The sequence below is a fragment of the Nonomuraea sp. NPDC050153 genome, assembly GCF_044460125.1.
Classification (GTDB): Bacteria; Actinomycetota; Actinomycetes; order Streptosporangiales; family Streptosporangiaceae; genus Nonomuraea.
The window spans coordinates 39399-58789 of sequence record NZ_JBITJQ010000027.1 but is presented as its reverse complement, the minus strand read 5'-3'; the positions used below and the strand labels follow the sequence as shown (position 1 = coordinate 58789).

The 19391-nt window shown below is 74.1% G+C and carries 15 protein-coding genes; 11 read left to right on the top strand and 4 right to left on the bottom strand.

The genetic code is table 11. The features are described 5' to 3' along the window. The first annotated feature begins 40 nt into the window (after positions 1-40). On the top strand, positions 41-1264 hold the full coding sequence (locus tag ACIBQ1_RS43785) for an erythromycin esterase family protein (RefSeq protein WP_397286692.1): 1224 nt from the start codon (positions 41-43) through the stop codon (positions 1262-1264). A gap of 7 nt (positions 1265-1271) precedes the next feature. Here the strand turns inward: ACIBQ1_RS43785 and ACIBQ1_RS43780 are convergent, their stop codons facing one another. Both ACIBQ1_RS43780 and ACIBQ1_RS43775 read right to left on the bottom strand, forming a co-directional pair. Further along, a complete protein-coding gene (locus ACIBQ1_RS43780) occupies positions 1272-2414 on the bottom strand; it encodes an NAD(P)/FAD-dependent oxidoreductase (protein WP_397286690.1) in 1143 nt (380 codons plus the stop codon). Between the two features lie 45 nt (positions 2415-2459). Continuing rightward, entirely contained in the window at positions 2460-3461 is a 1002-nt protein-coding gene (locus ACIBQ1_RS43775) for an ArsR/SmtB family transcription factor (RefSeq protein ID WP_397286688.1), read from the bottom strand. 94 nt (positions 3462-3555) lie between these two features. On the opposite strand from ACIBQ1_RS43775, the gene ACIBQ1_RS43770 reads away from it, so the two are divergent. The 6 genes from ACIBQ1_RS43770 to ACIBQ1_RS43745 all read left to right on the top strand — a co-directional run bounded on the left by ACIBQ1_RS43770 (position 3556) and on the right by ACIBQ1_RS43745 (position 12855). Next, entirely contained in the window at positions 3556-5112 is a 1557-nt protein-coding gene (locus ACIBQ1_RS43770) for a serine/threonine-protein kinase (RefSeq protein ID WP_397286686.1), read from the top strand. Between the two features lies 1 nt (position 5113). Continuing rightward, a complete protein-coding gene (locus tag ACIBQ1_RS43765; protein ID WP_397286684.1) occupies positions 5114-6748 on the top strand; it encodes a protein kinase in 1635 nt (544 codons plus the stop codon). After that, positions 6745-8145 carry a protein kinase gene (locus ACIBQ1_RS43760; RefSeq protein WP_397286682.1) on the top strand — a complete coding sequence of 467 codons (1401 nt, stop codon included), beginning with the start codon at positions 6745-6747 and terminating at the stop codon, positions 8143-8145. Before ACIBQ1_RS43765 ends, ACIBQ1_RS43760 begins: the two co-directional genes overlap by 4 nt. After that, positions 8142-9728 (top strand): protein kinase, encoded by a 1587-nt coding sequence (locus ACIBQ1_RS43755; protein WP_397286680.1) that lies wholly within the window; start codon positions 8142-8144, stop codon positions 9726-9728. The genes ACIBQ1_RS43760 and ACIBQ1_RS43755 overlap by 4 nt, the downstream gene beginning before the upstream one ends. A gap of 51 nt (positions 9729-9779) precedes the next feature. Next, positions 9780-10796: an aminotransferase class V-fold PLP-dependent enzyme gene (locus tag ACIBQ1_RS43750; RefSeq protein WP_397286678.1), complete on the top strand. Its 1017-nt coding sequence runs from the start codon at positions 9780-9782 to the stop codon at positions 10794-10796. A 235-nt stretch (positions 10797-11031) separates the two neighbouring features. Further along, on the top strand, positions 11032-12855 hold the full coding sequence (locus ACIBQ1_RS43745; RefSeq protein ID WP_397286676.1) for a rhamnogalacturonan lyase: 1824 nt from the start codon (positions 11032-11034) through the stop codon (positions 12853-12855). Positions 12856-12905: 50 nt separating this feature from the next. On the opposite strand, the gene ACIBQ1_RS43740 is transcribed toward ACIBQ1_RS43745, so the two are convergent. Continuing rightward, the gene (locus ACIBQ1_RS43740) at positions 12906-13988 is read right to left on the bottom strand and encodes a TetR/AcrR family transcriptional regulator (protein ID WP_397286674.1); all 1083 of its coding nucleotides are present in this window, start codon (positions 13986-13988) and stop codon (positions 12906-12908) included. Positions 13989-14101: 113 nt separating this feature from the next. On the opposite strand from ACIBQ1_RS43740, the gene ACIBQ1_RS43735 reads away from it, so the two are divergent. From ACIBQ1_RS43735 to ACIBQ1_RS43720, 4 genes are read left to right on the top strand one after another with little or no spacing between them, the layout of a single operon-like run. Beyond that, the gene (locus ACIBQ1_RS43735; protein WP_397286672.1) at positions 14102-15130 is read left to right on the top strand and encodes a LacI family DNA-binding transcriptional regulator; all 1029 of its coding nucleotides are present in this window, start codon (positions 14102-14104) and stop codon (positions 15128-15130) included. Positions 15131-15147: 17 nt separating this feature from the next. Next, the gene (locus tag ACIBQ1_RS43730; RefSeq protein WP_397286670.1) at positions 15148-17226 is read left to right on the top strand and encodes a beta-galactosidase; all 2079 of its coding nucleotides are present in this window, start codon (positions 15148-15150) and stop codon (positions 17224-17226) included. 31 nt (positions 17227-17257) lie between these two features. Next, positions 17258-17983: a ThuA domain-containing protein gene (locus ACIBQ1_RS43725; protein ID WP_397286668.1), complete on the top strand. Its 726-nt coding sequence runs from the start codon at positions 17258-17260 to the stop codon at positions 17981-17983. A gap of 8 nt (positions 17984-17991) precedes the next feature. Further along, positions 17992-19026, top strand: coding sequence for a Gfo/Idh/MocA family protein (locus tag ACIBQ1_RS43720; RefSeq protein ID WP_397286666.1), 1035 nt, complete (start codon positions 17992-17994; stop codon positions 19024-19026). Between the two features lie 38 nt (positions 19027-19064). On the opposite strand, the gene ACIBQ1_RS43715 is transcribed toward ACIBQ1_RS43720, so the two are convergent. Further along, positions 19065-19277 carry a hypothetical protein gene (locus tag ACIBQ1_RS43715; protein ID WP_397286664.1) on the bottom strand — a complete coding sequence of 71 codons (213 nt, stop codon included), beginning with the start codon at positions 19275-19277 and terminating at the stop codon, positions 19065-19067. Positions 19278-19391 lie beyond the last annotated feature (114 nt).

Here is a 19391-nt window from a genome sequence, read left to right as displayed (position 1 = left end):
GAAAAGTTTACACAGAAGGTTCAACGATACGGTTGAAGGTATGTCTTCACCGATCCGTCCCGCCACCCTGCCCTTCGGGGGCGCCGCGCTCTCGCGGCTGCTCCGCTCGTTGCCCGAGCCGCCCCGGCTGCTCGGGCTCGGCGAGGCCATGCACGGCGAGGAGGCGCTGATCCGGCTGCGCAACGAGGTCTTCCGCCATCTCGTCGAGCACGAGGGGTACCGCTCGATCGCGATCGAGAGCGACTGTCTCATGGGGCTGGCCGTGGACGCGTACGTCGCGGAGGGCGTGGGGACGCTCGACGACGTCATGCGGCACGGCTTCAGCCACGGTTTCGGCGCGTCGGCCGCCAACCGGGAGCTCCTGGAGTGGATGCGGGCCCACAACCGGGGCCGGCCCGCGCCCGAGCGGATCCGCTTCTTCGGCTTCGACGGCCCACTGGAGATGTCCGGCCCGGGCAGCCCCCGTCAGGCGCTCACCGGGCTGCACGGCTACCTCGCCGCGCACCTGGACGTCCTGCCCTCCGATACCGTCGACCGGCTGCTCGGCGACGACTCCCGCTGGACGAACCCCGCCGCCGTCATGGACCCCGCCCAGTCCGTCGGCCGCCGCGCCGAGGCCGCCGAACTGCGCCTGATCGCCGACGACCTCATGGCCGTGCTCATGACCGAGTCGCCGCGCCTGATCTCGGCGACCTCGCGCGAGGCGTGGTGGCGGGCCGCCCTGCACGGGCGCACGGCCACGGGCCTGCTCCGCTACCACGCGGGCATGGCCGACCCGTCGCCCGCCCGGGTCGCACGCCTGATGTCGCTGCGTGACGGGATGATGGCCGAGAACCTCCTGGCCATCGCGCCGCCGTACGGCCCGACGCTGGTCTTCGCCGGGAACGCGCACCTGCAGCGGCACCTGAGCACGTGGCAGACCGGCTGGCAGCCGGTCGACCTGTTGCTGGAATGGTGGAGCGCGGGGGCGATCGTGAGCGCGCACCTGGGCGGCGGGTACGCCTTCCTCGCCTCCGCCCTCGGCGCCGCGCCCCACCACGGCCTCGCCGTCCCCCCGCCCGGCACCGTGGAAGGCGTTCTCCACACCCTCCCGGACAACCACTCCCTGGTGGACTCCGCGCGCCTGACCTCAGCGCTCACCGGGACGAAGCTCACCCTCCGGACGGACACCTCCACCAACCGCAGCTACTTCGGCCTCGACCCCGACCACCTGGACAAGACGGACGGGATCGTCTTCATCAAGGACGTCGCCCCCGCCGGGTGATCCCCGGTCACTGCTCCCCCGGCCGCCGCGCCGGAGCCGGGGCGGGCCCGGCGGTGCCACCGGCGAAGCGGGACGGGCGGAAGGGCGCCAGCAGCGGCGACTCCTCGCCGTACAGCTCCCCCGCCACCTCCCCCAGCAGCAGCGGCGCCAGCGTGACCCCGCTGTGCGTGGCCACCGTGTACACGCGCCGCTCGGCGTCCGCGAAGCCCGCCACCGTGAGCCCGTCCCCCGGCATCGCCCGCCGGCCGACCACCGCCCGCTCCACCGTGGCCCCGTCCGTCGCCCGCAGCACGCCCGGCAGCAGGGCCATGATCGAGTCGAGGACGTCGCCGGACACCGGGACGGCCGGGTCCGCCCGCCCGTCCAGCGGCAGCGACTGCAGCACCAGCCGCCCGCCCCCGTCCGGCCGCAGATTGAGCCCGCCGGTGTGGAGCACGCGGGACAGGCGGGCGGGCACCGGGGCCGTGGTGACGAGGAAACCGTTGGTGACCGCACCGGACACGGCCGGGTCGAGCATGGGCACCTCGGCCCCGGCCAGCGCCGCCACCCCCTGCGTCCAGCGCCCCGTGCAGGTGACCACCACGTCGGCGCCGAAGGCCCGCCCGCCGGCCGCCGTCACCTTGACCCCCGACGGCGAGGTCTCGATCGCGGTCACCTCCGCCCCGCACGCGACCACGGCCCCGGCGTCGCGGGCCTCGCCGAGCAGGCCCCCGACCAGCCGCAGCGGCTGCACGTGCGCCTCCATGGGGAAGAACACGCACTCGGCGCCGGGAGGCGGCGGGACCAGGTCGGGCTCCAGGGCGAGGGCGCGCCCGGCGGTGACCCGTTCGACCGGGTAGCCCATGCCGGCCAGCCGCCCCACGCGGGCCTCAAGGAGCTCCTTGTGCTCGTCGGAGACCGCGACCTCGAGGTTGCCCGTGGGGAAGAACCAGTCGCCGGGGAGCTGGTGGTGCGCCCAGACGGCGGCGTGGTTGAGGTCGAAGTACTCCTTGGGCGTCTTGTTGTTGGCGTTGACCCACGCGAGGGACGTGGACGTCGTGCCGGACCCCGGGGTACGCGCCTCCAGGACGGTGACCTGCGCGCCGCGACGGGTGAGCCCGGCCGCGACCGCCGCTCCGACCACTCCGGCGCCGATGACGACGACTCGCACGCTGACTCCTTCCGCTCCTGATCGCTGACCGCGACCGGACCTGACTCAATGGTCGAGGTGACGGCCGGGGCGTTCAAGCAGGCCGCTGCCCAGCGGGGTCAGCAGGTTGAGCACGGCGGGGCCCTGGCGCACGCTCCTGATCAGGCCCGCCTCCCGCAGCACCTTCGCGTGCCGGCTGGCCGCCGCCAGCGACACCCCCGCCCGCCGGGCCAGCTCACTGGTGGTGGCCCCGCCGCCGGCGGCCTGCAGGACGGCCGCGCGGGTGGCGCCGATCAGCGCCTCCACCGAGCCGGACACCCGCGCGACCGGCGTCCACCGGAACCCGGCGTCGATCGGGTAGATCAGCACCGGCGGCAGTTCGGGATCGGCCAGCGAGACCGGCACGCGGCGGCAGAAATAGGACGGCACCAGCGTCAGCCCCCGGCCGCGCAGGTGCAGCTCCCGGTCCACGCTGTAGTCGACCTCCAGCACCGGGAAACGCCAGCGCATCATCGGCTTCATGCTGCCCAGCAGCCCCTCGACGCCGGAGCCGACCAGGTGGCCGACGCGCCAGGCCCGGTCGCCCTCCACCGCGGGCTCGATGAGGTCGCGGTGCGGGGCGATGGCCGCGGCGTGGTAGTCGGCCAGGGCGGTGGCCAGCTCGGACATGGGCGCGGACGGGCGCTCGGCCAGCGCGCCCAGCCAGCCGGGAATGGGCGCGTACCGGGCGAGCAGCTCCAGCTCGTGGCGGAACCGGCGGCGCGGGGTGGCGCGCAGGGCCTCCAGCCCGGCCTCCAGCCCGTCACGTGCCGCCGCCGGCGTGAGGAAGTCGGGGAAGTACGGCGCCTCGGGCGCCAGCGCGGTCAGCCAGCGCAACCCGGAGGCCATCCTGGACAGCCTGGCCGGGCTCTCGCGCAGCCCCCGCTCCCAGGGCCGGAAGGCCGGCGCCTTGTCCCTGTCCTGCAGCCGGAAGCGGCTGAGCACGGTCTCCCACAACGGGTCCGCGCCCGCGGCGACCGTCGTCCGCGCCAGGTCGTCCGCCGTGAAATGAATGCGCAGCAGCCCCACGAACCCTCTTCCCGACGCCGCGAGCAGCTTGTTTTCACTAGGCTGCAAAGGGTCTGGCCGACGCATCGTACCAACGACGACCATGTGACCAACGATGATCGACAATCCCCCCGGATCCCTGTTGTCCGAGCGCTACCGGCTGATCCGTGCGCTCGGCCGAGGCGGCATGGGCACCGTCTGGCTGGCCCGTGACGAGAGCCTCGACCGCGAGGTCGCGGTCAAGGAGGTGCTGCTCTCGCCCGACCTCGGCGCGGAGGATCGCGCCGAGCTGTGCGAGCGCACGGTGCGCGAGGCGTACGCGGCGGCGCGGCTGAGCCATCCGGGGATCGCCGCCGTTCACGACGTGTTCTCCGAGGACGGCCGTCCATGGATCGTCATGGAGCTGCTTCGCGGGCGCACCCTGCAGGAGGCGATCCGCGACGACGGCCCGTGGGCGCCCGAGCGGGTGGCCCGGCTCGGCGCCGACCTGCTGACGGCCCTGTCGGTCGCGCACCGGCAGGGCATCCAGCACCGCGACGTCAAACCCGGCAACGTGTTCCTCTGCGACGACGGCCGGGCGGTGCTGACGGACTTCGGCATCGCCAGGATCGACGGGCAGGTCACCATCACGCAGTCGGGGCTGCTGATCGGCTCGCCCGGGTTCATCGCGCCCGAGCGGTTACGGGGCGAGCGCGGCGGGCCGCTGTCGGACCTGTGGTCGCTGGCCGCCACGCTGTACACGGCGGTGGAGGGCACCTCGCCCTTCCACTCCGCGTCGCCGCTCGTGACGCTGCACCGGGTGCTCACCGAGGATCCGCCGGCGTCCGGGCGGGCCGGTCCCGTGCTGGGGCCGGTGCTGCTGCGCATGCTGTCGCGCGAGGCCGCCGACCGGCCGGAGCCCGCTTCGGCCGGTCGGTGGCTGGAGGCCGCCGCCTCCGGCGTACCGGCGCCCGTGGACCGTCCCCGGCGTCCGCTCGCGCGGCCCGGCCGGGCCGTCCCGGTGGTGGCCGCCATCACTGGGCTCGCCGTCGTCGGAGTCCTCGCCTGGTACGGCGTCGCCCGCAACACCCCCGACCCGCCACCGCCGAGCGCGAGCGCCCCGCTCGCGTCCGCCGCCGCGCCCCCGACCGCCGCCACGCCGTCGAAGGGCAGGTTCACGGTGCCGGTCGACTTCTGCACGCTGCTCACCGACGCGCAGGTCAAGCAGACGACGTACGGGCGCGCGCTGAAGCGGAGCCATTCGGAGGACGGCTGCGCCTGGACGAAGCGGAAGGTCGGGCTCTCCGTCGAGCCCACCAAGGCCCAGAACAAGGACTACTGGGAGGCCCTGCCCGTGGAGGCGCACGAGGAGTTCCTCAACAAGCGCACCATCCACGCCGACGCGTCCAGCGGAGGGGTGTGGCAGTGGGGCGACGTCGGGATGCAGTGGCCGATCGGGACCACGTCCACCGCCGCCGCCCCGGTGGCCGGGGTCGGTGAGGAGGCGTTCCAGTACGACGTCTCCGACCGGCGGTCGGGGACCATGGTCAGGTCGAACGTCATGTTCCGGGTCAGCAACATGGTCGTGGAGGTGCAGTACGCCGACTTCGACGGCACGGAGGCGGCGCGGGTGCGCTCGGCCGCGCTGCGGGCCGCCAAGCTGACCGCCGCCGCGCTGAGCAGACGGGGGTGACATGACGTCGCTGATCGGAGGCAGGTACCGGCTCATCGAGCGCGTCGGCGAGGGCGGGATGGGCGTCGTCTGGCGTGGCCTCGACGAGAGCCTCGGACGGGAGGTGGCGGTCAAGCGGGTGCGGCTGGCGCCCGGCCTGGACCCCGAGGCGCGGGCGGCCCTGTGCGAGCGCGCGCTGTCCGAGGCGAGGACCGCCGCCGCGCTGCGGCATCCCTCGATCGTGGCCGTGCACGACCTGATCGTCGAGGACGGGGATCCGGCGATCGTGATGGAGCTGGTCCACGGGGCCTCCCTGGAGCAGGTCATCCGCGAGAACGGGCCGCTGCCCGCGCGCCGCGCGGCCGAGATCGGGCTGCGGGTGCTGTCGGCGCTGGCGGCCACGCACGCGGCGGGGGTGCTGCATCGGGACGTCAAGCCGGCCAACGTGCTGCTGGCGGGGGACGGGCGCGTGGTGCTGTCGGACTTCGGCATCGCCACCCTGGTGGGCGGCCTGCCCGGCACGCCGGTCGGCACGCCGGGCTACACGGCCCCCGAATGCCTGTACGCCGCCGCACCGGACGCCACGGACCGCACCGCCGTCCCACCCACGAACCCGGCGGGCCGCACCGCCAGCCAACCCACGGCCCCGGTCGGCCCTGCCGCCACGGACCCTGCCGGGATCCGGCCCACCGGCCCGACGTCGTCCCGGCCCGGTGGGCCCGGTTCGGATGCCTGGTCGGAGGCTGCGGGACCGGCCTCGGATCTCTGGTCGCTGGCCGCCACCCTCTACACCGCCGTCGAAGGGCGCGGCCCGTTCGCCAGGGAGAGCGCCGTCGCCACGCTGGGCGCCGTCCTCACCGAGCCGCCCGCCCCCTCGCGAAGCGTGCTGTGGCCGGTGCTGGCCGCCGCGCTGGACAAGGACCCGCACGAGCGTCCCGATGCCGAACGGCTCCGGGGCTGGCTGGAGGCGGTCGCGCAGGGGCCGGCCGCCACAGCCGTACTCCCCGAACCACCGCGGGCCACCCCACCCGGCGGCGTGCGGCTGCCGGTCGCGCTGGGCGCCCTCGTCGTCGCGGCCCTGGTGGGCGCGGGTGCCGTCGTCGTGCCCCAGCTCGGAAGGACCTCCCCGGCCCCCGCATCCGTCGCCGCCGGGGCGTCGGCGACGGCCGCGGCGGGGAGGTTCGCCGCCCTGCCCCGCGCGTGCGGCCTCCTCACCCCGGAGCAGGCCGCCACAGCCGTCCCGAAGGCGTTGATCATGCCCAGGGAGGACGCGGAGTGCACCTGGCATCGGAGCCTGGCCAAGGAATCGCGCTCGCTGCGGCTCGAACTGGAGGTGCAGGAGCCGACGGACACCCATGCGGAGGTCGCGCTGGCCGCCGACGACTTCGACTCGCGGCGGGACGAGGCCGAACGGAGCAGGAAGTCCTCCGTCCTGGGCAAGACCTCCGAGATCACCGAACTCAAGGGGATCGGCGATGAGGCGATGACCTGGACCGTCACCGACGATCGCCGTCCGGAGTCCAAGGCCGTGATCGTCTTCCGGGTGAGCAACCTGGTGGCCGAGCTCACGCTGGAGCACGAGGTCGCCACGGACCCCGCGCTGTCCGGGCAGGCGGGCGCCGCGGCCCGCTCGATCGTCGAGGCGTTGACGCGATGAAGGGCACCGTACTCCTGGCGGGACGCTACAACCTGGTCGAGCCGCTCGGGCCGGGCGGCGGCACCTGGCTGGCCAGGGACGCGGTGCTGCACCGCGACGTGGCCGTAAAGCGCATCCCCCTCACCGCCACCCCGGCCCGCTCCGGACGGGACGCGACGACGGGCGAGCGGCCGGACCCCGGCCCGGGGTCGGGGTCCGGGTCGGGTGAGCGGGAGCGGGAGCGCGTGCTGGCGGCGGCCAGGTTCGCGGCGTCGCTGAGCCACCCCGGGCTCGTCACCGTGCACGACGTCATCGCCACCGGACCTCAGCTCTGGGTCGTCATGGACCTCATCCGGGGCGGCTCGCTCGACCGGGTCTCCGCCGCCGAAGGGCCGCTGGAGCCCGGCCGGGTCGCCGCGATGGGGCTGCGGCTGCTCGACGCGCTGGCCGTCGTCCACGCGCGCGGGCACGTGCACGGCGCGGTCACGCCGGGCAACGTCCTCGTCGCCGCCACCGGCGAGACCGTGCTCACCGGCCTCGGCACCACCGCCGCCCCCTCGATCACCGCCGCTTCCACCACCGCCGCGGACATGCGCATGCTCGTCGCCACGCTCATGTTCGCCCTGGACGGGGGCGCCACGCCCCGGCCGGACGACGTGGCCGCCTCCTCAGCCCTCCTTCCCAGGCTGCGGGAGGCGGCCGCGTTCCGGGCCGCACTCGCCGGGGCGCGCGACGGGGCGGAGATCCGTGCCGTCCTGACGCAGGCGGCGGCCCGCGCGGCGGCCATGGCGGCCGAGGCGCCCACCGCACCCACCAAGGTCAGCTCCACCGGCACGAACCGTACGCTCTGGCTGTCCGTCGCCGCCGCGACCGCGCTGATCGTCACCGTGGTGACCCTCGCCATGGCCAGGCCCGGCACCACGACGCGCGGCCCGACCGCCGCCACCACCACCATCGCGGCCCCGAGCCCGTCGCGAACCCCGGCGGCGGCCCCTTCCCCCGACCCGTGCGCGACGGTCGTCCCCACGGACCGGGTGCTCCCGAGCAAGTCGTCCACGTGCTCCGTCACCGTCGACGGCGCCGCCGTGACGATCAAGACCCAGCCGGACGTGGCCACCGCCCGCAAGGTGTTCGACGCCCTCCGCAAGCGCCGGCAGTCGCAGACGGGCACTTCGAAGGTGGAGCGCGCGGTCACCACCCCCGTCAAGAACGTCCCCGGCCTCGGTGACGAGTGCTTCTCCCAGGACTCCACCGTGGGCATCCTGTCCAGCGTGAGCAGCCACGTCTGGCTGCGCGTCCGTACGATGGTGATCGAGGTGTCCGTGATGGAGAACGGTCCCGAGGTCACCTCGGAGATGCGGGACACCGCCATGCGCGCGGCACGCACGACCGCGGCCAGACTCCAGGGAAGCTCATGACCGGCGAGCGCTTCCACCCCATCGGCCCCCTCGCCCCGGGCGCCCCCGGCCGCGCCCTGCGGGTGTTCGACCGCCGCACCGGCATGGAGGTGGCGGCCAAGCGCCTGCCGCTCCCGCAGGGCCTGCTCGACGAGGTACGCCGGCAGGCCATGGCCGCAGGGGGCCTGCGGCACCCGTCGATCCACCCGGTCTACGAGGTCGTCGGCGAGGGCGGCCAGGTGTGGGTCCTCTCCCCGGTCGTCAACGGCTGGTCCCTGCGCGCCGAACTCCATCAGCGCGCCGCCCTCGGCCCCGCCGCGGCCGCCGCGATCGGCCTGCGGGTGCTGGACGCCCTGTCGTACGCGCACCGGCACGGCGTCACCCACGGCAACCTGCACCCGGGCAACGTCCTGCTGGCCCCGGGCGGCCACGTGGTGCTGAACGACTTCGCCATCCCCGCCCTCGCCGGGGAGACGGCCGGCAGGCTGCCGGGCTTCACCGCACCGGAGGCCACCGGCGGCCCAGCCCCCGAATCCACGTCAGAGCCCGCCCGGGAGGAGGCCGCGCCCGGGCCCGCTGACGGCGATGCCGCCGGACCCGTGCGAGGACCCGCCCGCGACAGGACCGTGCCGGGACCGGCCGCCGATCTGTGGGCTCTCGGCGCGATCCTCTATACGGCGGCGCTCGGCAGGCCGCCGTTCGTCCGGGCCACCCCGGCGGCCACCACGGAGGCCGTGCGGCAGGGGATCGCGATCGAGGCGAAGGACCCCTTCACCGCCCTCCTGCGCGACCTGCTCGCCCCCGGCCCGGCCCGCCGCCCGGACGCCGCCACCGTCCGCGCGGTTCTGCAGGGCGCCGCCGCGCGACCCGCCTTCGAGGTCGCGACCGTCACGGTCGGTGGCGTCGAGATCGTCGGCCACCCCGTCCCCGCCGACGACCCCGCCCCTCTCCCGGCCCCGCCCGAGCGCTCACGGCGTTTCAAGCCGACCTCGCTGGTCCCCGCCGTGGCCGCCGCCGCGGCCCTGGGTGCGGGCCTCGCGCTGCTCGTCCCGGTCGGCTCGACCGCGGCTCCCTCGGCCGCCGCCTCGGGCACGCAGGCCGCCGTGCCCGTGCCGGACGACATCCCGCCGTTCACCAAACCACTCAAACCGTGCACGCTGGTCTCCGAGGAACTCGTTCTCGAGCTCACACCCTCGGCGGGCAAGCCGTTCACGTACGAGAAAGGCGGCTTCACCTCGTGCTCGTGGAAGAGCGACTACGCGATCCCGGAGGCCAGGCGCGGTGAGCTGTCCATCACGCTGGACACTCTGGACAGCGTGGCGATGTCGGACGGCACGTTCGATCTCTCGAAGCGGGTGGCGTCCCGGCTGCACACGGGCTATCGCGAGGTCGAGGGCCTGGCGCACGACGCGTTCACCTATGTCGACGGCACGACGAGGGGCTTCAGACGGTACCGGGTGACGTACGAGTTCCGGCTGAGCAACCTCCACGGAACGGTCGAGTACGGCCGCTCGGTGGGTGTGGACCCGGACGGCTCCATCGCCGGGAACGCCGAGAAGGTCACCCGCCTGGTCATCGACCGCCTGCTGAAACGTCCCGGCTGACGTGCTCGCGCGCAGCGCGCCGCCAGCGGACGGCGAACTTAGGCTGGCTCCATGGACATCTCCTCGGCGGGCAAGCTCTGGGACGCCGACCCGGGCTGGCTCAACACCGCCTCCTACGGCCTGCCTCCTCGCCGCGCCTTCGAAGAGCTCCAGGCCGTCCTGTCCGAATGGCGGCACGGCAGCAGCGACTGGAAACCATGGGACGCCTTCGTGGGCCGTTCCCGCGCGGCCTTCGCCCGGCTCGTCGGCGCGCCCGCCGCCGACGTCACGATCAGCTCCACCGTCTCCCAGATCATGTCCACGGTCGCCACCGCGCTGCCGCCGGGGGCGCGCGTCCTGGTGCCGGAGATCGAGTTCACCAGCAACCTGTTCCCGTGGGCAGTGGCCGCCGAGGTCGAGACCGTGCCCGCCGACCGGCTGGCCGACGCCGTCGACGGCTCCACCGCCGCCGTCGCCTTCAGCCTCGTCCAGTCCGCCACCGGGTACGTCGCCCCGCTCCAGGACATCGTGGCCGCCGCCCGCGATCATGACGCGCTGGTCATCGCCGACGCCTCGCAGGCCTGCGGCTGGCTGCCGGTCGGCGTCGAAGGCATCGACGCGCTGGCCTGCGCCGCGTACAAGTGGCTGATGGCGCCGCGCGGGGCCGCGTTCGGCTACCTGTCGCCCCGCCTGCGCGAGCGCATGCGCCCGCTGGCCGCCGGCTGGTACGCCGGGGCCGACGAGGGCGGCTCCTACTACGGCCCGCCGCTGCGGCTCGCGCCGGACGCCCGCGCGTTCGACCTGTCGCCGGCCTGGTTCTCGTACGTCGGCGCCGCCCCGGCCATCGAGCTGCTCAACGAGCTCGGCATCGAGCGGATCCGCGACCACGACGTCGCCCTGGCCAACCGTTTCAGGGCCGGGCTCGGCCTCGAACCGTCCGACTCGGCCATCGTCTCCGTGGACGCCCCTGGCGAGCGCCTGGAGGCGGCCGGCATCCGCGCGGCCGTACGGGCGGGCAAGGTGCGGGCCGGCTTCCACGTCTACACCACCGCCGACGACGTCGACCGCGCGCTGGACGCCCTCACCTGACGTGGCCTCATGACAACGGGCCCTTGCGGCGCCGAGACGGGGCCGCTTTAATACGCCGGGCCGCGGGCGCGGCGCCCCCGTTCGCCGACGAGGAGACATTGTGGCCATTTCCGCAGGTCTGACATTCGTCCCTGACATCCGCGACCCCGGCCTGCGTCCGTTAACGCTAACACCCCGATGAAACTTTCTTTTTTCGCCCATCGGGAAAGCGCTTACCAAGAAGGGAAAGAAGCGAATGCGCTTACGACTGGCCGGCGCGGCGGCGGTCCTCGCCCTGGCTACCACGGCGATCAACCCCGCCCAGGCCGCCCCGCCCACCAAGCAGATGGAGGACCTCGACCGCGGCCTGATCAGCGTCCGGTCCGGATCGGGCAACCTCGTGTCCTGGCGGCTGCTCGGCACCGACCCCGACGGCGTCGCGTTCAACGTCTACCGGGGCTCCACCAGGGTCGCCACGAACCTCACCGCCTCCACCAACCACCTCGACAACGGCGCCGCCGCCGACGCCTCGTACACGGTCAGGGCCGTGGCCGGCGGGAGCGAGCAGGCCGCCTCGCCCGCCTCGCTCCGCTTCACCGGCGGCTCTTACCTCGACGTGCCGATCCAGCCGCCGTCGGGCGGCACGACCCCGGACGGCGTCGCCTACACCTACAGCGCCAACGACGCCGGCGTGGGCGACATGGACGGCGACGGCCGGTACGAGATCGTGCTCAAGTGGGACCCGTCCAACGCCAAGGACAACTCCCAGTCGGGCTACACCGGCAACGTGTACGTGGACGCGTACCGGCTGGACGGCACCCGCCTGTGGCGCATCGACCTGGGCCGCAACATCCGCGCGGGCGCCCACTACACCCAGTTCCAGGTGTACGACTACGACGGCGACGGCCGGGCCGAGGTCGCGATGAAGACCGCCGACGGCACCAGGGACGGGGCCGGCACGGTCATCGGCAACTCCTCGGCCGACTACCGCAACTCCAGCGGCTACGTCCTGTCCGGCCCCGAGTTCCTGACGATGTTCGACGGGCAGAGCGGCGCGGCCAGGTCCACGGTCTCCTACGACCCGCCGCGCGGCACCGTGTCGAGCTGGGGCGACTCCTACGGCAACCGGGTGGACCGCTTCCTGGCCGGGACGGCGTACCTGGACGGCGAACGCCCCTCCCTGATCATGGCCCGCGGCTACTACACCCGTTCGGTCATCGCCGCCTGGGACTTCCGCAACGGCACGCTCACCAAGCGCTGGACGTTCGACAGCAACTCGGCGGGCTCCCAGTGGACCGGCCAGGGCAGCCACAGCCTGTCCGTCGGCGACGTCGACCAGGACGGCAGGGACGAGATCGTGTACGGCGCCATGGCCGTCAACGACAACGGCACCGGCATGTGGACCACCGGTACCGGCCACGGCGACGCCCAGCACCTCGGCGACTTCGACCCGGCCAGGGCGGGCCTGGAGTACTTCAAGGTGAGCGAGTCGGGCTCCCAGCCGTCCTCGCTCTACATCGACCCGCGCACCGGCCAGATCCTCTGGTCCACCCCCGCCAACGCCGACAACGGCCGCGGCGTGGCCGGCGACATCTCGACGGTCAGGATCGCCGGTGAGTTCTGGTCCGCCGCCGACGCCAACCTGCGCAGCGTCACCGGCAACAACGCCGGCCGCAAGCCGTCCTCGGTCAACTTCCTCGTGTGGTGGGACGCCGACCCGCTCCGGGAGCTGCTCGACCAGACCAGGATCGACAAGTACGGCACCAGCGCCGACACCCGCCTGCTGACCGCCTCCGGCGTGCACTCCAACAACGGCACCAAGGCCACCCCGTCGCTGTCGGCCGACCTGTTCGGCGACTGGCGCGAAGAGGTCATCTGGCCCACCAGCGACAACCGCGCGCTGCGCGTCCACGCCACGACCACGCCCACCGACCGCCGCATCTACACCCTGATGCACGACCCGCTGTACCGGGTGTCGGTCGCGTGGCAGAACACCGCCTACAACCAGCCGCCGCACACGAGCTTCTTCATCGGCGACGGCATGCCGACCCCGCCCAGGCCGAACATCTACGTTCGCTGACGGCCCGCGTCCTGGGGCGCTCGGCCTGCCGGCGGGCGCCCCCGGTCCGTTCAGGGTCTCGTGGTGGTCGGGTCGCCCGCGCTCGCCGCGGCGTGGGCGGCGCCCCGGCCGCCGGCGCGGGCGACGATCTTGCCTGCCCGTACGCGTACCGCGGCCTCGGTGGCGTCGCCCGCGTCCGGGACCCCGGCGGCCGCCGCCACGGCGGCGTGCTCGTCGATGACCAGGCGCAGCCCAGGCAGGGGATCCGCGCCGAACACCCGTCGCAGGCCCCCGGCGACGTCGCCGAGCCTGAGCCGGACGAGACGCCCCGTTTCGGCGGGATCGCCCGTCACCACCGCGATGGTGATCCGATCCCCCGGGCGGGCGGCGCGCACGGCCTCCTCGGCCGCCTCCAACCGGCTGGTCCCCAGGACGGCGATCACCCCGTCGGCGTCCAGCCCGGCCGGGCGGCCGGTGAGCTCATCGAGCGGCTCCGCGGGCGGCTCCCAGGATTCCTGGACGGGTCGCGCGGGGGCGACGAAGGGCAGGTGCGGCGGGGCCCACGTGTCGGCGAGGTCGAGGGCGGCCAGGTGGCGGCAGGCGTGGGCCACGTCGAAGGGGTCGCCGAAGCCCGGCGCCGTGTCGGCCAGGTGGGCGGCCCCGCTCAGCAGCGTGAGGACCAGCTCGGCCAGCCGTACCCGCCGCGCGTGGCGCGGTGCGCACGGCTCCAGCGCGAACGCGAGCAGCCGCGCCTCCAGAGCGGCGATCTGCGCCAGCGCGCCGCGGCCGGGTTCGTCGTCGAACACGCCGGCCAGCGAGCGCAGCTGCAGCTTGCCCCCTGCGGGGGTGTCGCCGGTCAAGGGCAGCCGTTCGAGCCACCCGCGGGCGAACGTGCCCAGCGCCTCGGCCACGCCCGGCGGCGGCGGGCCTTCGGCCGGCTCGGCGGGACCGAGCGAGTCGACCAGGACCGCCAGGTAGAGGGCGCGCTTGCCGGGGAAGTTCGAGTAGACCGCGCCGCGGGTCAGCTCGGCCCGCTCCGCGATCCGGTCGACCTTGGCCTCGGCGTATCCGCGCTCGGCGAACTCCTCCCTCGCCGCCGCCAGCACGGCCGCTCGGGTGCGTTCCTGCTGTTGCGCCCGGGTCAGCCTGACCATCGAAGCACGCTCCCGCCATTCAGATGTTCACATCATCCGAAAGGATAGCGCCCGCTCTTGACATCGGCGCCCCCGCCGACGAGTCTGACTACGTAGTCATAAGGAGCTCGCCGATGTCCGACGCCAAGCGCAGGCCCCCGAGCAGCACCGACGTCGCCGCCCTGGCGGGCGTGTCGCAGAAGACGGTCTCGCGGGTGCTCAACGGCGAGCCGTACGTCAGCGACGAGGTCCGCGAACGGGTGCTGGCGGCGGCGCGCGAGCTCGGCTACCGCCGCAACGCCGCCGCCCGGGCGCTCCACCTGGGCCGCTTCCACCGCATCGGGGTGGCCTCCATCGGCAGCTCGCTCTACGGCCCGTCGTCCCTGCTCGTCGCGTTGGAGCGGCGGGCCAGGCAGATCGGGTACGCGTTCACCGTGGCTTTCACGGGCGAGGGCGACGGCGTCTCGAACGCGGTCGAATCCCTGCTGGCCCAGGGCGTGGACGCGGTCGTGGTCTCCGACCCGATGGACGGGCCCGTCGATGGGGGCCAGGAGCTGCGCGTCGACCCGGACGTGCCCGTGCTGACCTTCCGGCCGATCCCCGGGCTCGACGGGCCGCGCGTGGTGGTCACCGGCGCGTCCGGCGTGGACGCGGGCAGGCAGGCGACCGAGCACCTGCTCCGGCTGGGCCACGCCACCGTCCGGCACGTCGCGGGGCCGCACCGGTGGTGGGCGGCGCGCGACCGGGCGCGCGGCTGGCGGGAGGCGCTGGCCGCCGCCGGGGCCCCCGAGCCGCCGGTGCTGGAGGGCGACTGGTCCCCGGCGTCCGGGTACGCGGCGGGCCGGGTGCTGGCGGCGGACCCGGAGGTCACGGCGGTGTTCGCGGCCAACGACGACATGGCGATCGGCGTGCTGCGCGCCCTGGCCGAGGCCGGTCGCGCGGTGCCCGAGGAGGTGAGCGTGGTCGGCATGGACGACATCCCGGCCGCGGCGTACCTGTCGCCGCCGCTGACCACCGTCCGCCAGGACTTCGAGGCCCTCGCCCGCCACGGCCTCGCGCTGCTCGCCGCCGAGATCGAGCGCTCCCCCGGCGGGCCCGCCCCCGGCGACCTGCCCGCGCACCTCGTGGTGCGCCGATCGACCGCACCTCCCACGCAGCCGTGACAAGGAAGGGAACATCCGTGCCGCGAGTACTCTTCGGCGCCGCCTACTACCCCGAATACCACCCCGCCGACCTGCTGAAGACCGACCTGGACCTGATGGCGGAGGCGCGCTTCTCGGTGATCCGGGTCGGCGAGTCGGTCTGGTCCACCTGGGAGCCCGAGAACGGCCGCTTCGACCTCGACTGGCTGCAGCCGGCGCTGGACGGCGCGCACGAGCGCGGCATCGGGGTCATCCTGGGCACGCCGACGTACGCGCTGCCGCCGTGGCTGGCCCGGCTCTACCCGGAGATCGCCGGTGAGCGGGGCACCGGGCAGCGCATCGGCTGGGGCGCCCGCCAGGAGATGGACTTCACGCATCCGGCGTTCCGCTTCCACGCCGAGCGGATCACCCGCAAGGTCGTCGAGCGCTACGCCGGCCACCCGTCGGTCATCGGCTTCCAGGTCGACAACGAGCCGGGGCTGCACCTGCTGCACAACCACGGCGTGTTCCAGCGGTTCGTCGACTGGCTGCGCGGCCGGTACGGCGACGTGGAGACGCTCAACCGGGAATGGGGCCTGGTCTACTGGTCGCACCGGCTGTCGGACTGGGCCGACCTGTGGCGGCCGGACGGCAACGCCCAGCCGCAGTACACGCAGGCGTGGCGGCGTTTCCAGGCCGACCAGGTGACCGAGTTCATCGCCTGGCAGGCGGACATCGTGCGCGAGTACGCCCGGCCGGAGCAGTTCGTGACCACGTGCATCGCCTATGACCGGCCGGGGGTGGCCGACGACGAGCTGACCCGGCGGCTCGACGTCACCGCGGGCAACCCGTACTACACGATGCAGGACGGCCTCGCGCATCCCGCGCCGCAGGACGGGCCGCAGAGCTGGATGACCAGGAGCACCTGGGCGCTGTACCTCAGCGCGGACCGGATGTTCTCCTCGCGCCAGGAGCCGTTCCTGGTGACCGAGACGAACGCGCAGGCCATCGGGCCGTCCTGGGTGAACCTGCCCGCCTATGACGGCCAGTGGCGGCAGGCCGCGTGGGCGCTCGTGTCCCGGGGCGCCTCCATGATCGAGTACTGGCAGTGGCGGACGCTGGTGTTCGGCACGGAGACGTACTGGGGCGGGGTGCTGCCGCACAGCGGGCGGCCGGGGCGGGCGTACCGGGAGATCGCCAGGATCGGGGCCGAGCTGGAGACGGCGGGCGAGTTGGTCGAGGGGCTGATCCCGGACGCGGACGTCGCGCTGCTCTACTCCACGCCGAGCAAGTGGGCGCTGAGCGCCCAGCCCGCGCTGGGGCGGCCCGACGGCGGGGCGGACGAGCGCTCCTACCAGGGCATCTTCGAGCCGTTCTATCGTGGCGCGTTCGACGCCGGCTGCCAGGTGCGGGTGGTGCACGCCGCCCAGGCGGTCGCGGAGGAGCCGGCCGCGCTGGCCGCGCGGCACCCGGTGCTGGTGGCCGCCGGGCTGTACGCGGCCGACGACGCCACGCTGGACCGGCTGACGGCGTACGCGGCGGCGGGCGGCCATCTGGTGCTCGGCCCGCGCACCGGCTACGCCGACGCCGAGGCCCGGGCCCGCAGGGACGTCCAGCCGGGCAGGTTCGCCGACGCCGCGGGCGCCTGGTACGACGAGTTCAGCAACCTGAGCGAGGACGTGCCGGTCAGGGGGACGGGGTTCCCGGAAGGCGCGGCGGGCACCCGGTGGGCGGACGGCCTGCAGGCGGACGGCGCGGAGGTGCTGGCCGGTTACGAACACCCGCACTTCGGGCGGTTCGCGGCGATCACCACTCGCGCGCACGGGCAGGGCCGGATCACCTATGTCGGCACCGTCCCCAACGCGGCGCTGGCCGAGGCCCTGTTCCGCCGGCTCGTGCCGTCGCCCGGCCCCTGGTCGGACCTGCCGCCCGGCGTCACCTCGACCGGCGCCACCGCGCGCGACGGGCGGCGGATTCGTTTCCTGCACAACTGGGCGTGGGAGCCGGCGGCGGTGCGGGTACCGGTCCCGGTACGGGATGTGCTCGACGGCTCCGCCCACGAGGCCGGCGCCGAGTTGCCGCTGGGGCCGTGGGACGTGCGGGTGCTGTCGGAGACGGCGGGCGGCGACGTACGCTGATCTTGCGCCCGTACGGCCAGGAAGGAAACGCATGGCGGTCAACGTCACTGTCTGGAGCGAGAACTACCACGAGCCACGCGAGGAGGCGGTACGCCGCATCTATCCCGACGGCATGCACGGCGCCATCGCGGAGGGGCTGACCGAGCTGCTGGGCGACCGGGTGCGCACCCGCACCGCCGTGCTCGCCGAGCCCGAGCACGGCCTGACCGACGAGGTTCTGGCGAGCACCGACGTGCTGACCTGGTGGGGCCACATGGCGCACGAGGAGGTCGACGACAAGGTCGTCGAGCGCGTGCGGCGGCGCGTGCTGGGCGGCATGGGGCTGCTGGTGCTGCACTCGGCCCACTACTCCAAGATCTTCCGCGCGCTGATGGGCACCACCTGCACGATCAACTGGCGCGACGCCGGCGAGCGCGAGCTGGTCTGGACGGCCGCGCCCGGCCACCCGATCGCGCAGGGCGTGCCCCAGCCGCTGGTCATCGAGCGGCAGGAGACCTACGGCGAGCCGTTCGGCATCCCGGAGCCCGACGAGCTGGTGTTCATCAGCAACTTCAGCGGCGGCGAGGTGTTCCGCAGCGGCTGCTGCTTCCGCAGGGGCCTGGGCAAGATCTTCTACTTCAGCCCCGGCGACCAGGAATATCCCGTCTTCTACCACCCCGACGTGCGGCGGGTGCTGGCCAACGCCGTCCTGTGGGCCGCCCCGCCGGACGGCGTGCGCGAGCCGCTCCAGAACGTCCACACCCCCATCCAGTGGTAGGAGGCCGCGTGAGCTTCGAAACCGTCAAGGAGGACAGGCCGCTGCGCGGCGTGGTGGTCGGCGCGGGCTACATCGGCGGACAGTGGGCGCCCGAGCTGCTCGCTCACCCCGGCACCGAACTGGTGGGCTGGGTGGACGTGGCCGAGGAGCGGGCCCGCGAGTCCGCCGCCGGGCTCGGCCTCGACGACCTGCCCGTCAGCGCCTCGCTGACCGCCGTGCTCGACGGCGAGGAGCCCGACTTCATCGTCAACTGCACCGTCCCCCAGGCCCACCACGACGTGACGGTCACGGCGCTGCGGCGCGGGGTGTCGGTGCTGAGCGAGAAGCCCATGGCGGTCACCCTGGACGAGGCCCGCTCCATGGTCCGGGCGGCCGACGAGGCGGGGCGGCTGTTCGCGGTCAACCAGAACCGCCGCTTCATGCAGACCCTGGTGGCCTTCCGGCGCACGGCCGCCGACCTGGGGCCGCTGGGGGTGCTGACCTCGGAGTTCTTCATGCCGTACCGCGGGCCAGCCTACCTGGGGACGCTGGAGCACCCGCTGTTACAGGACATGGCGATCCACCTGTTCGACGCGGCGCGGGCGGTGTCGGGGGCGGATCCCGTGTCCGTCTACTGCGAGTCGTTCCGGCCCTCCTGGACGTGGTATCCGGGGGCGTGCTCGGCCACCGCGATCTTCGAGATGACCGGCGGGCTGCGCTACACGTTCGCCGGGAGCTGGTCGGCGCCGGGCCAGGCGACGTCGTGGACGGGCAGCTGGCGGGCCGCCGGCCCCCACGGCACGGCTCGCTGGGACGGCAAGGGCGACCCGACGGCCGAGGCGGCCGAGGGGCACGTGGTGCGGCCGCACCCGCCGGAGGCCGACGCGTTCCCCGGCCGCCCGCGCTTCCAGGGGCTGGCCGAGGGGCTGGAGGAGTTCGTGACGGGGCTGCGTACGGGGGCGCCGCCGCAGGGCGAGTGCCACGACAACATCCGCAGCCTGGCCATGGTCACCGCGGCCCTGGAGTCGGCCCGTACGGGCACGCGGGTGCCGATCGCGCTGTGACGCGCCACGGGGGCCGTGCCTCGGCGCGGCCCCCGTGGTCAGCCGAGCTTGAGCAGCAGCTCGGAGAGCTCGACCGGCATGGTGATCATGCAGTCGTGGCCGGTCGCCAGTTCCCACACCTGTGCCGGGGTGCCGTTGGGCTGCGTCTCCGGGACGGGGCGACGGGCGATGCCGTCCGGCACGCCGACAGTGCAGTGGATGTGCGCCCGCGGGATCGCGTTCACCGCCGGGTTGTCCAGCCGGACCGGCATCGGCGGCACGTCAGGCCAGACGCTCGTCGTCTACCACCCGGACCCCGGCACTGACAACGCCGACAAACTTGCACTTCTCGCCTCGATGGTCAGTGCGCCAGGAGGCGACGAGGA